General features: G+C 56.2%; 11 protein-coding genes. All 11 read left to right on the top strand.

The genetic code is table 11. From position 1 onward, the window contains the following. Nucleotides 1-145 precede the first annotated feature (145 nt). The 11 genes from BT114_RS12010 (at nucleotide 146) to pyk (ending at nucleotide 14,389) form a co-directional block, all read left to right on the top strand. A complete protein-coding gene (locus BT114_RS12010) occupies nucleotides 146-1,801 on the top strand; it encodes a nitrite/sulfite reductase (RefSeq protein WP_072326750.1) in 1,656 nt (551 codons plus the stop codon). Between the two features lie 65 nt (nucleotides 1,802-1,866). Then, nucleotides 1,867-2,817 carry a DMT family transporter gene (locus BT114_RS12005; protein ID WP_072326749.1) on the top strand — a complete coding sequence of 317 codons (951 nt, stop codon included), beginning with the start codon at nucleotides 1,867-1,869 and terminating at the stop codon, nucleotides 2,815-2,817. Nucleotides 2,818-2,940: 123 nt separating this feature from the next. Further along, on the top strand, nucleotides 2,941-3,429 hold the full coding sequence (locus BT114_RS12000; RefSeq protein WP_072326748.1) for a DUF934 domain-containing protein: 489 nt from the start codon (nucleotides 2,941-2,943) through the stop codon (nucleotides 3,427-3,429). Further along, entirely contained in the window at nucleotides 3,419-4,162 is a 744-nt protein-coding gene (locus BT114_RS11995) for a phosphoadenylyl-sulfate reductase (protein ID WP_084662230.1), read from the top strand. The genes BT114_RS12000 and BT114_RS11995 overlap by 11 nt, the downstream gene beginning before the upstream one ends. An 81-nt stretch (nucleotides 4,163-4,243) precedes the next feature. Then, complete coding sequence (gene cysG, locus BT114_RS11990; RefSeq protein ID WP_072326828.1) at nucleotides 4,244-5,632, top strand: siroheme synthase CysG; 1,389 nt, start codon at nucleotides 4,244-4,246, stop codon at nucleotides 5,630-5,632. Nucleotides 5,633-5,739: 107 nt separating this feature from the next. Further along, nucleotides 5,740-6,303: a TetR/AcrR family transcriptional regulator gene (locus BT114_RS11985; RefSeq protein ID WP_072326747.1), complete on the top strand. Its 564-nt coding sequence runs from the start codon at nucleotides 5,740-5,742 to the stop codon at nucleotides 6,301-6,303. Continuing rightward, a complete protein-coding gene (locus BT114_RS11980; protein ID WP_072326746.1) occupies nucleotides 6,300-7,379 on the top strand; it encodes an efflux RND transporter periplasmic adaptor subunit in 1,080 nt (359 codons plus the stop codon). Before BT114_RS11985 ends, BT114_RS11980 begins: the two co-directional genes overlap by 4 nt. A gap of 12 nt (nucleotides 7,380-7,391) precedes the next feature. Further along, the gene (locus BT114_RS11975; protein ID WP_072326745.1) at nucleotides 7,392-10,439 is read left to right on the top strand and encodes an efflux RND transporter permease subunit; all 3,048 of its coding nucleotides are present in this window, start codon (nucleotides 7,392-7,394) and stop codon (nucleotides 10,437-10,439) included. A gap of 10 nt (nucleotides 10,440-10,449) precedes the next feature. Further along, a complete protein-coding gene (locus tag BT114_RS11970) occupies nucleotides 10,450-12,204 on the top strand; it encodes a CHAD domain-containing protein (RefSeq protein ID WP_072326744.1) in 1,755 nt (584 codons plus the stop codon). Nucleotide 12,205: 1 nt separating this feature from the next. Beyond that, the gene (locus BT114_RS11965; protein WP_072326743.1) at nucleotides 12,206-12,946 is read left to right on the top strand and encodes a ParA family protein; all 741 of its coding nucleotides are present in this window, start codon (nucleotides 12,206-12,208) and stop codon (nucleotides 12,944-12,946) included. A 27-nt stretch (nucleotides 12,947-12,973) separates the two neighbouring features. Further along, on the top strand, nucleotides 12,974-14,389 hold the full coding sequence (pyk, locus tag BT114_RS11960) for a pyruvate kinase (RefSeq protein WP_072326742.1): 1,416 nt from the start codon (nucleotides 12,974-12,976) through the stop codon (nucleotides 14,387-14,389). The last annotated feature ends 37 nt before the right edge of the window (nucleotides 14,390-14,426 follow it).

The following is a 14,426-nucleotide window of genomic DNA, read 5'->3' as shown; positions in this document are numbered from 1 at the left end:
GCGAACTAGAAAAGTGCTTCTCAGTTCCAGTCTAATCTTGAGGTACTTCAGCTTGGTTATATAAAAATGATCATTCAGTATTTTGAGTTATAAACAACAAGGGTTAGTCTGGGCAAAAATTTTTCTGTAATGAGGTGGCAGCAGTATGTACGTTTACAATCAGGTGGATCAGCAGCTGGTCGATCAGCGAGTGGAACAGTTCCGTGATCAGACCCGCCGTTTTCTGGCCGGTGAGCTGCCGGACGAGGAGTTTCTGGCGCTGCGTCTGATGAACGGTCTGTACATTCAGCGTCAGGCACCGATGCTGCGCGTGGCGATTCCCTATGGAACCTTTTCTGCCACGCAGATGCGTACTCTGGCTCACATCGCCCGTACCTGGGATCGGGGTTATGGTCATTTCACCACCCGTACCAATATCCAGTTCAACTGGCCGAAGCTGGAGGAAGTACCGGACATTCTGGCTGAACTGGCCAAGGTGCAGATGCATGCGATCCAGACGTCCGGCAACTGCATTCGTAACACCACCACCGATCCACTGGCCGGTGTGGCTGCTGATGAAATTGAAGATCCACGCCCCTGGTGTGAGCTGATTCGTCAGTGGTCGACCCTGCACCCTGAGTTTGCCTACCTGCCGCGCAAGTTCAAGATTGCCGTCAGCGGTGGCCCCAATGACCGGGCTTCCAGCCGGGTGCATGACATTGGCCTGGAGCTGGTGCGCAATGAAGCCGGTGAAACAGGTTTTAAAGTGCTGGTGGGTGGCGGACTGGGGCGGACTCCGTTTATTGGCAAGGTGATTCGGGAATACCTGGAGCCGCTGGAGCTGTTCACCTATCTGGAAGCCATCCTGCGCATCTACAACCTGAAAGGGCGGCGCGACAACAAATACAAGGCACGCATCAAGATTCTGGTGGCGGCACTGGGCATTGATGAATTCCGGCGCCTGGTTGAAGACGAGTGGCAGCACCTGAAAGGCGGCGAACTGCGTCTGACCGAAGCAAAAGTTCAGGCCATGAAAGATCACTTCCAGCCTTTTGCTTATGACGCCGCTGCGGCCAGTGACACCACCTTGCAACAGGCGCTGGCCAGCCATGAGGATTTCCGGGTCTGGTACGAGCGCAATACCCAGCCGCATCGGGTGGCCGGTTATCGCATTGTGCATCTGTCACTCAAGCCGCTGCTGGGTGCGCCCGGTGACATCACCCATTTACAGATGGATGTGGTGGCGGATCTGGCAGAGGCGTTCAGTTTCGGTGAAATTCGTGCCACCCAGGATCAGAATCTGGTGCTGACCGATGTGCAGCAGAAGGATTTGTTTGCGGTCTGGCAACGCCTGCGGGATAACAATCTGGCTCGCGCCAACATCAACACCCTGACGGACATGATTGTCTGCCCCGGTTTTGATTTTTGCAGTCTGGCCAATGCCAGAACCCTGAACATTGCCGATCAGATCAACCAGCTGTTTGATGACCTGGATTACCTGCATGATCTGGGTGATATCCAGTTGAACATGTCCGGTTGCATTAATGCCTGTGCCCACCACCACATCGGCCATATCGGTATTCTGGGCGTGGATAAAAAAGGGGAAGACTGGTATCAGATCACCCTGGGTGGTTCAGCCACGGAAAATGCCCGCCTCGGCAAGGTGCTGGGCAAGGCGGTGGCTGCGGATGAAGTGGCCGGTACGCTGAAAGTGATTCTGGATACCTACCTGTCCCTGCGTCAGGAAGGCGAAAGTTTTGTGGAAGCCCTGGACCGGGTTGGCATTGAGCCTTTCAAGGCAGCGGTTTACGAGCCGGTTTGAACGACTGTTCGGCTTTTGTCACGCCATTCAGGTTAGAATCCCCGGATCAATGATCCGGGTGATTTATGCGTTTTATACCTTCCCTTGTAACCACACGATTCATATCCAGAGACTCAGCGGCCCTGCGGGGTGTACTGCTGATTGTACTGGCAGCACTGCTCTGGGGCACCACTGGTGTCACCGCACGCTACCTGTTCACTGAAACTGACTTGCAGCCGCTGACGCTGGCGCTGTTGCGTTTATGCATTGCTTTCCCCTGTTTTTATCTGTTGATGCGCCGTGAACTGCGTCGTCTGCCTGCTGACCAACAACCGCGTCTGAGCCGTAGTATCCTGCTGGCCTTGCTGGCACTGGGTGTGTTTCAGGGTGCTTATCAGGGTACCTACATGCTGGCAGTGGATCTGACCAGTGCCGGTATTGCCACGCTGATTGCGCTGTGTGTTTCGCCGGTGCTGGTGTTGTTGCTGGCAGCACCACTGCTGGGTGAAAAGCCCGGCTGGATCACGGTACTGGCATTACTGGGCGCATTAACCGGCACCCTGCTGCTGGTGGCCGGAGATCTGGAAGTGTCGGGTCAGTTGCGGCTGACCGGTATACTGGTGGCATTGCTGGCGGCACTGATTTATGCCGGTTTTACCCTGACCAGCCGTTTTGCGGCTGGTGGTGCACCGGTATTCACCACCGCTTTTATTTGTTTTCTGACTGGGGCACTGGTGCTTTTGCCGGTGGTCTGGTTGCAGGGTGGTTTTGCCGGGTTGGGTCAACTGGGGGTGACCGGCTGGTTGCTGGTGGTTTATATCGGACTGGTGCCCACCTGCCTGGGTTACCTGTGTTTTTTCACTGGCATGAAAACCACCTCAGCCACCACTTCGAGCATCATCATGACACTGGAGCCGATGTTTGTGGCGCTGCTGGCCTGGTTGTGGCTGGGGGAGTGGCTGGGCACACTCGGGTTGATCGGCACCGCTGTGCTGGTGGTTTCCGTGCTGCTGGCCACCCGGCAGAAAGCGGGTTGATATTCTTTTTAATGATATAAAAAGCTCCAGTTATTATTTTTTGATTTCTCTGCAGGGGTATAGACTGCGTGGATTGTAAAAAGGCTTTTGCCTGATCCAGCACCTGATTTGAGGAAATGATTCATGCCCCTGATTAAAAATCGCCAGTTGACCACTACTGATGCCTGGCAGTTTCTGCGAACCTCCGAAGAACAACCCGAGCTGCCACCGCAACCCTGGGGTGAGGCGGTGGTGGTGCCTGCAACCTTGCTGGCCGAGGTTGATGGTCAAGCCATTCCACAACTGGGCGCATTGCTGACCACTGAGCAGGATCACGCGTTGTTGTTGCCCTGGCTGGATCGTCTGCAACTGATTGCCATCGAGTTCCCGGTGTTCCGTGATGGTCGCGGGTTCAGTCAGGCCCGTTTGTTGCGCCGTGCCGGTTTTAAAGGTGAGTTACGTGCGGTGGGTGCGGTGGCGCGGGATCGTCTGGCTTATCTGGAAAGCTGTGGTTTTGATGCCTTTGAAGTGCCGGAAGCTCGTTTCAGTGAACAGGATCTGCAGGCATTTGATGAAATTGGTGTGGCGTATCTGAAACTCTTGTCCCGTCAGGAGGCTGTTGATGTCGCTTGATGCCTTTCTGGAACCGGCTGCTGCCGATCTGCTGGATGGGGTGACGGATGCAGCCCTGAAACAAAAGCTGCTGACGGTGGTTGAGCGGCTGCAACAGGCCGCAGCGGATTATGGCGATGGCCTGACCTTTGCCAACAGCCTGGGCGCCGAAGATGCCTTGCTGACCGGCCTGATGGCTGAATACCAGCCAGATATTCAGCAATTTGTGCTGGATACCGGGCGTTTGCCGGAAGAAACCCTGACGCTGCTGGATCGGGTGCGTCAGAAATGGCCGCAGATCCGTTTGCAGGTCTATTACCCGGATGCAGCCCAGTTGCAGGGCTGGGTCAGTGAACAGGGTGTGAATGCCTTTTATCGCTCCGAAGCCTTGCGCAAGGCCTGCTGTGGTGTGCGCAAGCTGGAGCCACTGCGACGTGCATTGGCGGGTCGTGCTGCCTGGATCACCGGACTGCGCCGCGAACAGTCGGTGACCCGCGATCAGTTGCAATACAGTGAGCGCGATGCAGCCAATGGCCTGCAGAAACTCAGTCCTCTGTTTGACTGGAGTGAGGCCGAGGTCTGGGCTGCACTGCGGGCATTAAAATTACCTTACAATCGCCTGCATGATCAGGGTTACCCCAGCATTGGTTGTGCGCCCTGTACCCGCGCGGTCAACCCCGGTGATGATCCCCGTTCCGGTCGCTGGTGGTGGGAAAACCCCGAAAACCGTGAGTGTGGTCTTCACAAGCGTTGATAACCTGCGCTCAGTCATCCTGATCTTGTTATCACATGAATCAGCTTGGCTGGTTTTGATACTTTTTCGAAGGAAGTTGACTTGGATTATCTGCCGCTGTTTTTTAACCTTCAGGATCGCCCGGTATTGTTGATTGGTGGCGGTGATGTGGGTTTGCGCAAGGCGCGACTACTGGTGCGTGCCGGTGCCCGAGTACAACTGGTGTCCCGTGAGGTGCACCCGGAACTGCAGCAACTGCTGGCTGAACATCAGGGACAAGTGCTGGGCAGTGAGTATCAGCAGGATCAACTGCAGGGTGTGGCACTGGTGATTGCGGCCACTGATGACGAAGCATTGAATCGTCGTGTCCACGAGGATTGTGTGGCGCAGAATCTGCCGGTGAATGTGGTGGATAATCCGCCGCTGTGCACCTTTGTGTTTCCTGCCATTCTGGATCGTTCTCCGTTGGTGATTGGTATTTCTTCCGGTGGCAAGGCACCGGTGCTGGCGCGTTTGCTCAGAGCCAAACTGGAAAGCCTGATTCCAACCCGTTACAGCGACCTGGGGCAACTGGCCGGGCGTTTTCGTGACGCCGTTAAACAGCGCTTCAGTGATATCAATCAGCGGCGCAAGTTCTGGGAAAACACCTTTGAAGGTACGGTAGCCGAGCGGGTGTTCAACGGTCAGATGCAGGAAGCTGAAACCTTGCTGCAGCAACAACTGGATCAGGCTGATGGTGCGGCTCCGGCAGGTGAGGTGTATCTGGTCGGCGCTGGGCCGGGTGATCCCGAACTTTTGACGTTCAAGGCACTGCGGCTGATGCAGCAGGCCGATGTGGTGTTGTATGACCGGCTGGTGTCACCGGCGGTGCTGGACCTGTGTCGCCGTGATGCCGAAATGATTTATGTCGGCAAAAAGCGTGATAACCATTCCGTGCCTCAGCCGGACATCAACCGCCTGCTGGTTGAAAAAGCCCGGGCTGGGCATCGGGTGGTGCGCCTGAAGGGGGGTGATCCTTTTGTATTCGGGCGTGGTGGTGAAGAACTGGAAGAGCTGAAAGCAGCCGGTGTGCCTTTCCAGGTGGTACCGGGTATCACGTCCGCCAATGCCTGTTCGGCTTATGCCGGTATTCCGCTGACTCACCGTGATTATGCCCAGTCGGTGAAACTCATCACCGGTCAGCTGAAAAACCGCACCAGTGACCTGAATTTTGCTGAAATGGTGCAGCCTAATCAAACACTGGTGTTTTACATGGGGCTGCATACGCTGGAGCTGCTTGTGGAAGGCCTGCTGCAACATGGCAAACCGGCAGATACCCTGATAGCGCTGGTGTCTCAGGGCAGCACACCACAGCAGCGGGTACTCACTGGCACCCTGGCGGACATTGTGGAAAAACAGGCGCAGGCCCAGTTGCAGGCACCGGCACTGATTATTGTGGGTGAGGTGGTGGCCTTGCAGCAGCAGCTTGCATGGTTCAATACTACCGGATAAACCTTTTATTAAAAAATAGACTGGTCAGTCTTGCCTGGCTTTGCATTTAACTATACCATTCGGTTTTCACTGTACCGAATGGTATTTTTATTTGTGGGGTCAGGATCATGCCAAAAGCAAGACGCAGCAACAATTCCCGTGAAGACATCCTCGATGCTGCCCAGAAGGTGGCTGTGGAGAAGGGAGCCGCAAAAGTCAGTCTGGACTCGGTTGCCAAAGAAGCAGGTCTCACCAAGGGCGGGGTGCTTTATAACTTTCCCAGTAAAGAAGCGCTGATCAGCGGTATGCTGGAACGTCTGGTGGCAACCCATTGCCCACTGGTGGACGAGCAGCGCCATCAACGTGCTGAACAGTCCAATCCTACCTTGCAGTCGATCTTCCATGTGATCCGTGAACTGGAGCAGGTGGATAACAACATTGCCATGGCCATTCTGGCTGCAGCTGCCCAGAACCTTGAATTATTGCAACCACTGCGTGAAGAAATGGCTGAGCGCTTTCAGCAGATCACGGCAGAAAACAAAAGCAGCGATCTCGATCAGGCAACCCTGTTGTGGGCTGCCGGCGAAGGCTTGATGCTGCTGGGCATGCTGAAACTCCTGCCTTTTGGTTCTGACCAAAAAAATCGCTTACTGGATGAATTGCAACAGCAGGCACGGGAGCTGGGCGCATGAAGGCGTTGCTGCTGTTGCCGGCCAGCCTGTTGCTGGCCAGCCTGTTGCTGGCCAGTTTGCTGGTGGGTTGCAGCCCCAGCGAAGCACAAATGGGCCAGGCAGCATCACTGACCAGTGTGCGGGTGGAAACGTTGGGCGAACTGGCACCTTCCGTGAATCGCCGTTTTGTCGGGCGGGTGGATGCGGTCAGCAGTGTGGATCTGTCGTTTCAGGTGGGTGGCCGTCTGACCGAGCTACCGGTACAGCAAGGCCGTTTGTTGCCCAAAGGCAGCCTGTTGGCAGCGCTGGATCCGGCCGATTACCAACTGGCACTGAGTCAGGCAGAAGTGCAACTGGCTCAGGCGCGGCGTGATCTGGAGCGCAAGCGCTCACTGCTGGAAAACAATTCGGTTTCTCGCGCTGTGGTTGAAGAAGCGGAAGACCAGTTGCGTCTGGCTCAGCTGAATGTTGATTCGGCGGGGCGCAACCTTTCTTACACCCGCATTGAAGCACCTTATGATCTGCTGGTGACCCGTCGTCTGGTGGATCGTTTTGTCAATCTGCAGGCCGGAACACCCGTGGTGCGGGTGCAGGATGTGACTGAGTACCGGGTACACATCAGTGTACCGGAGGATCTGGTGCGGTTGGTCAGCAATCCGGATCAGGTGCGTGCAGAACTGCTGTTGCCGGGCAATGAACAGCAGCGCCTGTTGCTGGAATACCGGGAGCATGCCACCGAACCGGATCAGGTGGTGCAGACCTATCAGGTCACCTATGGTTTTCAGCGGCCGGAAGGTCTCAACCTGCTGCCGGGCATGACGGCCACCGTGCTGGTGACTGCCGGTCCTCAATTGCTCGCCAGGGATCAGCTGGATATTCCGGTTGCTGCCCTGAGCAGTACCCCCGATGGTCGCCACTTTGTCTGGATCTTTGATCCTGAGTCCGGTGAAGTGCGTCGCCGTCAGATCCAGGTTGGTGATGTCAGTGGTGATCGGGTTGCCGTGCACAGTGGCTTGCTGGCTGGTGAACAGATCATCACGGCAGGTACTTCACGCTTGCGTGAAGGCATGCGCGTTCGTCCTTTCAGCCAGTTCTGAGGTCATTGAATCATGGACATTGCACGTCTTTCGATAGACCGGCCGATGAACACCTGGCTGTTGATGCTCTTATGCCTGCTGGGTGGCATCTGGGCACTGATGACGCTGGGCAGGTTGGAAGATCCAGCCTTCACCATTAAACAGGCGATAGTGGTCACGGCTTATCCCGGTGCCACTGCCCTGGAAGTGGAGGAGGAAGTGACCGAGCTGATGGAATCAGCCATTCAGCAGTTGCCCCAGTTGCGTCGGATTCAGTCCCGTTCACTGCCGGGCCTTTCCGAAATCACTGTTGAAATCAAAGACACCTACAACAGCCGGGACATGCCCCAGATCTGGGATGAACTGCGCCGCAAGGTCAGTGATGCCCAGGGGCAGTTGCCTCCCGGTGCAGCCAACTCGCGGGTGGTGGATGATTTCGGTGATGTGTTTGGTATTTTTTATGCCGTGACGGCGGAGGGTTTCAGTGATCATGAAATCCGTGAGCTGGCTCGTTTCCTGCGCCGTGAGCTGTTGACGGTGCCGGGTGTTGCCAAGGTCAGCACCGCTGGTGAACCGGAAGAAAGCATCTATATCGAAGTGTCCCACGAAAAGCTGACACGCCTGGGTCTGCCGGTGGAGCAGGTATTAAATACCCTGCAAACCGAAAACTCGGTGGAGGATGCCGGTGAGTTGCGCATTGGTGATCAGCGGGTGCGTCTGGTCACCCGTCCGGGTCTGGATTCACTGGGCAGCCTGGAAGCCTTGCGGGTCGGGCGACCGGGAACCACTGAACAGCTCAGCCTGATTGATATTGCCCGAATTGAGCGCAAGACCACCGAGCGGCCGGAACAACTGATCCGTTTTAATGGCACCCCGGCCTTCACCCTGGCCGTGGCCGGTGTGGCTGATACCAACATCGTCAAGGTGGGGCAGGCGGTGGATGCTCATCTGGCCAGCCTGCAAGCGATGATCCCATTGGGTGTGGAACTGCATCCGATTTATGAACAACACCGGGTGGTGGATGAAGCCATCAACAGCTTTATGCTGAACCTGGCCATGTCCGTGGCCATCGTGATTGGTGTGTTGTGTCTGTTCATGGGCTGGCGAGTGGGTGTGGTGGTGGGTCTGACCTTGCTACTGACGGTACTGGGTACCACCTTCTTCATGCGGGTGCTGCACATTGAGATGGAACGGATTTCACTGGGCGCCCTGATCATTGCCATGGGCATGCTGGTGGATAATGCCATTGTGGTGGCGGAAGGCATGCTGATCAACATGCAGAAACGCATGGATTCCCGTCAGGCGGCCAGTGATGCCGTACAGCGCACCCAGTTGCCGCTGCTGGGGGCCACGGTCATTGGCATCATGGCGTTTGCCGGCATTGGCCTGTCACCGGATGCCACCGGTGAGTTCATGTTCTCACTATTTGCGGTGATCGGTATTTCACTGTTGCTCAGTTGGGTGCTGGCAGTGACGGTCACACCGTTGCTGGGTCATTACCTGTTCCGGGTGAAAACCGGTCAGCAGCAGGAAGATCTTTATGCCGGTGCGGTTTATGGTCACTACCGCAAGGTGCTGCGGCAGGCACTGGCGGCCCGCAAAACCACGCTGACCTTGCTGGTGGTGCTGACGCTGGGCAGTTACGCCGGTTTTGGCTGGGTCAAGCAGGCGTTTTTCCCGGACTCCAACACCCCGCTGTTTTATGTCAATTATGAGCTGCCGCTGGGCACTGACATCCGCGCCACGGCAAGAGATCTGGCACAAATGGAGGCTTATGTCCTGCAGCAACCGGAAGTGGTGAGTGTGGCCAGTTTCATTGGTCAGGGTGCCAGCCGATTCATGCTCACTTATGAACCTCGCCAGCCCGATTCTTCTTACGGGCAACTGATTGTGCGGGTAGCTGACCGCGATCGGATTGATGCACTGGCACAACGTCTGCGGAATGAACTGGGCGAGCAATTCCCGGATGCCCGCATCTACACCGAACGACTGGTGTTCGGTCCCGGTGGTGGTGCACGGATTCAGGCACGTTTTTCCGGCCCGGACATGCAGGTATTGCGTGAGCTGGGTGAGCAGGCCCGGAATCTGATGGAGCAGCAATCCAGCCTGACGGATATACGTCATGACTGGCGCGAAAAACAGCTGACGCTGTCACCGGTTTTTAATGAAGAAAGGGCACGCTATGCCGGTATCAGTCGACATGATCTGGCTGAAACCCTGAAGTTTTCAACCGAGGGTGTTAAGGCTGGCACCTACCGTGAAGGGGTTGAGCGGCTGCCGATCATTGCCCGTCCACCGGACCAGGAGCGGCTGGATGCCAGTCGTCTGCAGGATCGGTTGATCTGGAGTTCAGTCGAGCGTGCTTACGTGCCGTTGACTCAGGTGGTGGAGCGTTTTGAACTGGTGCCTGAAGAGGCAGTGATTCATCGCCGTGACCGGGTTCGCACCCTGACGGTACTGGCCGAACCGGCAGCAGGTTATACCGCTGACCAGGCTTTCAGGTTGTTACGTCAACAGGTGGAAGCCCTGCCGTTGCCGGAAGGTTATCGGCTGGAATGGGGTGGCGAGTATGAAAACTCCCGTGATGCCCAGGCATCGCTGGCAGCCCAGCTGCCACTGAGCTTCATTGTGATGCTGGTGGTTTCAGTGCTGTTGTTCGGGCGGGTGCGTCAGCCGCTGGTGATCTGGCTGGTGGTGCCCATGTCTGCAGTGGGTGTGGTGGCCGGCCTGTTGTTGAGTGGCCTGCCTTTTGGGTTCACCGCCCTGTTGGGTTTCCTGAGTCTGTCCGGCATGCTGATGAAAAATGCCATTGTACTGGTTGAAGAAATGGACCTGCGCATTGCTGAAGGTGGCCGAATGCTGGATCAGGTCATCGAGGCCAGTGTCAGTCGTTTGCGACCGGTATTCCTGGCGGCTGGCACCACCATACTGGGAATGCTACCCTTGCTGTCAGATGCCCTTTTTGCCAGTATGGCTATTACCATCATGGGTGGTCTGGCGTTTGCCACGCTACTGACCCTGATTGCAGTACCGGTGCTGTATATGGCCCTGTTGCCGGGGGAAAACAACAACCAGAACTGATGGACAAGCCATGACGCCAGAGGAAACAACCGGCTGGCTGCTGAATACAGCACCAGACAGGAACAGGTTAAAAAAGCTGCTGGGCAAGGATGTCCGGCTGACACGAGAGGATGACTGGGCTGATACCCGTTTATTACTCGATGACGTTGACTGGCAGTTGTGGCAGAAAGGCCTGACCCTTATCTATCAGCAGGCCAGTGCCGAGTGTGACTCATCCATCAAGGGCAAGGCCAGGGAAGGTTGTTGCCGTTTGCAGGGCAAGGGCATCAAGGGCTTGCTGGAGCAGGCCGCCTTACCTGGCCCGCCGGTGTTCTGGTGGGACCTTCCCGAAGGGCCGCTGCAGAAAAAGCTGGCGGGAGTGCTGGGGCTTTATTCACTGCGTCCGGTACTGCAGGTGGAGCAACAGCATCAACTGCTGGCCTGTCGTGATGATGAAGGCAAAATCCTGTTGCGCATTGAACTGGTGGAGCAGCAACTGAGTAGCCTGCGCTGTGAAGAAATGCCGCGTCATCACCGGGTGTTATTGCATTTCCATCCGTTGCGGGGTTATGAGTCTGAAGCACTGTTATTACAGCAGCGATTGCTGCCACTGAAAGCCGATGTCACTTCGCAGGAAGTAGCGGGTTTGCCAACAGCAGAACTGGAAGCAACAGAACAGGAAAGAACAGAGCAAGCAAGAACAGAACAAGAAAGAACCAAGCCGGGAATAAAGAGTCCAGGCAAAAAAAGCTTAAATGAATCATGTGACTGGCTGGCCATCTGTGGCCTGCAACCGGCAAATGAGTTGCTGCCCAATCCCTTGCCCCTGCAACCCGATGAAGCGGCTGGTGCCGCAATATTGCGCATGGCTTCTCTCTACTGGCAGCAGGCACGTCGCTACGAGTCGGGCATGCTGGCGGATACAGACACTGAATTCCTGCATCAGTACCGGGTGAACCTGCGCCGGATCCGATCCCTCTTGTCCCTGATGAAACAGACCCTGCCTGATGAACAGGGTCGCCTGTTACGTGGCTTGCTGGCTGATCTGGCACGCCCGACGGGTCGTTTGCGGGATCTGGATGTGCTGTTGCTGGAAAAGGTGCGTTACCTGCAGATGTTGCCTGAAGCATTTCAGGCCGGTTTTCAGTCGCTGCTGCGCAGTGTTGAGCAGCAGCGGCGCAAAGCCCATCAGGCGCTGGTGGCGCACTTGATGGGGCAGGAATACAGCCGCTTCTGCCAGGCACTGGAAGCAGCCTTGCAGCCTGTGCCCGCATCTGAAAACCAGCTTGTGGCATTTCACGAGCCTTTTCATGAAACCTTTCACGAGCCTTTTCATGAACCCTTGCAGCAACAGGTGCTGGCTCGAATGCAGCGCTGCCATCGCCGGGTGCTGCGCAAGGGGCGTCGCATCACTGATGCAACACCGGACGAAGAAGTGCACCAATTGCGGATCGAGTGCAAGAAACTGCGTTACCTGCTGGATTTTTTTGCATCCCTGTTGCCCGATGCACTGGTACAGCAGCAGTTGCGTTCCCTCAAGCGCCTGCAGGGGATTCTGGGCAACTTCAATGACTTTGCCGTACAGCAGGCTTTTTTGTTGCAACAGTTGCAGCCAGATGCACCAGAAGGCCAGCAGGCTGCTGTGCATGGTCTGGTGGCACTGCTTCACCAGCAACAGCGCCAGGCGCGCAGCCAGGTGATGCAGGCCTTGAGTGACTATGCTGCTCAACCTTTTAATTTGCCCCGGCCCTTCAACCAGCCCCCCTTCAAACAGACAGAGGCTTGAAATGAAAATTCTGGCGGTTTACAGCATGAAAGGTGGGGTCGGTAAAACGGCATCTGCCGTGAATCTGGCTTACTGGGCAGCCCGCTCAGGACGGCGAACGCTGCTGATTGATCTTGATCCGCAGGGGGCTTCATCCTTTTATTTTCGCATCAAACCTTCACGTAAAAGCTGGGGCAAGCGTTTTTTCAAGGCTTATGAAGAACTGCTGCAACACATCAAGGCCAGTGATTATGAGCACCTGGATGTGATTCCGGCTCACCTGAGCTTTCGCCATTTTGATGTACTGCTTAACAGCCTGGAAAAGCGCCGCAGTCGACTGAAAAAGATCCTGCGGGGCATGAAAGGGGAGTATGACCTGGTGATTCTGGATTGCCCCCCCAGCATCGGCAAACTGTCGGAGTCAGTATTCAATGCTGCTGACCGGCTGCTGGTGCCGGTGATTCCAACCACCCTGTCTGAACGCACCTTTCATCAGTTGCTGGATTTTTTTGAAGCTGAGGATTATTCACGCAAGAAACTGCTGCCGTTTTTTTCCATGGTGCAGCAGCAGAAATCCATGCATCGTAATACCCAGTCCAACCTGACAAATGGCAAGGTGCGTTTTCTGGAAACCAGCATCCCTTTTTCTGCTGATGTGGAAAACATGGGTGAACACCGAGCGCCGCTGGATCAGTTTGCCCGCAGTAAACCGGCTAATCAGGCTTACCGTCAGCTCTGGCAGGAAGTAGAATCCCGGCTCTGAGTTTTCTTTATTGCAGCGGAGCCATTTATGTCATTGCGTCAGCGTCGTGCCCGAATCCTTGCCACTCTGGGCCCAGCCAGTTCCACTGAAACACAGATTGAAGCACTGGTTGCTGCCGGAGCGGATGTGTTTCGCCTGAATTTCAGCCATGGTTCTCATGAAGATCATGCCGAGCGTTATGCCTGCATTCGTCGTGTGGAACAAAAAATTGGTCGTCCGCTGGGTGTGTTGATGGATTTACAGGGGCCCAAGCTGCGTGTGGGCACTTTTGCTGCCGGTCGTGTCACGCTGGTGGCTGGCACCGCTTTTCGACTGGACATGAATCCGCAGGCCGGTGACGAGCAGCGGGTTTGTTTGCCGCACCCGGAAATTTTTGCCGCGCTGGAGCCGGAAACGGATCTGCTGCTGGATGATGGCAAGCTGCGCTTGAAAGTGAAGCGTTGTGGTGCTGACTTTGCCGAGACAGAAGTGCTGGTCGGTGGTGTGCTGTCAGATCGCAAGGGTGTGAATGTGCCGGGTGTGCTGCTGCCGATTTCAGCACTGACTGAAAAAGACCGACGTGATCTGGATTTTGGCCTGCAACTGGGTGTGGACTGGGTGGCGTTGTCTTTTGTGCAGCGCCCGGAAGATGTTACGGAAGCCAAGGCACTGGTGGGTGATCGTGCCTGGGTGATGGCCAAGCTGGAAAAACCTTCCGCCATTGAGCACCTGAATGCCATCGTGGCGGCAGCGGATGGCATCATGGTGGCGCGGGGTGATCTGGGCGTGGAGCTTCCTGCACCCCAGGTGCCGGTATTGCAGAAACGCATAGTGGCGGCCTCACGGCGTGCCGGTAAACCGGTGGTAGTGGCCACTCAGATGCTGGAATCCATGATTAAAGCGCCGGTGCCAACCCGTGCCGAGGCTTCCGATGTGGCCACTGCCATTTACGACGGTGTAGATGCCGTGATGTTATCAGCCGAGTCAGCGGCAGGGGATTATCCCTGTGAAGCGGTGGCGATGATGCACAGCATCATTCATGAGGTGGAGGCTGATCCGGGCTGGCGCAGCAACTGGCACGGTTCGCGCAATGCCCAGCGGCAAAGCACACCGGATGCCATCTGCAGTGCCATGTGGGATGTGGCTGAATACAGTGGTTGTGCAGCCACCGTTGCCTTCAGTGTTTCCGGTTTCAGTGTGCTGCGTGCGGCGCGCGAACGGCCACGCACACCGGTGCTGGGGCTGACGCCTGATCCGGCCATTGCGCGGCGGTTGGCACTGGTCTGGGGTGTGCACCCGGTGGTTTCCGAGCCGCTGGACAGTGTTGATCACATGATCCACTGCGCCTGTGAGGTGGCCCGTCAGCAAGGGTTGGCCGATACTGGAGCCACTCTGGTGGTGATCGGTGGTATTCCTTTCGGGCAGGTGGGCAGCACCAATCTGCTGCACATTGCCCGGGTTTAACCTGAGTCGCAGGTGAACCCATCCGGACCAGTACCCG

The sequence above is a fragment of the Marinospirillum alkaliphilum DSM 21637 genome (genome assembly GCF_900119735.1).
GTDB classification, from domain to species: Bacteria; Pseudomonadota; Gammaproteobacteria; order Pseudomonadales; family Halomonadaceae; genus Marinospirillum; species Marinospirillum alkaliphilum.
The sequence above is the reverse complement of the archived record's forward strand: the minus strand, read 5'-3'. Positions and strand labels throughout refer to the sequence as shown.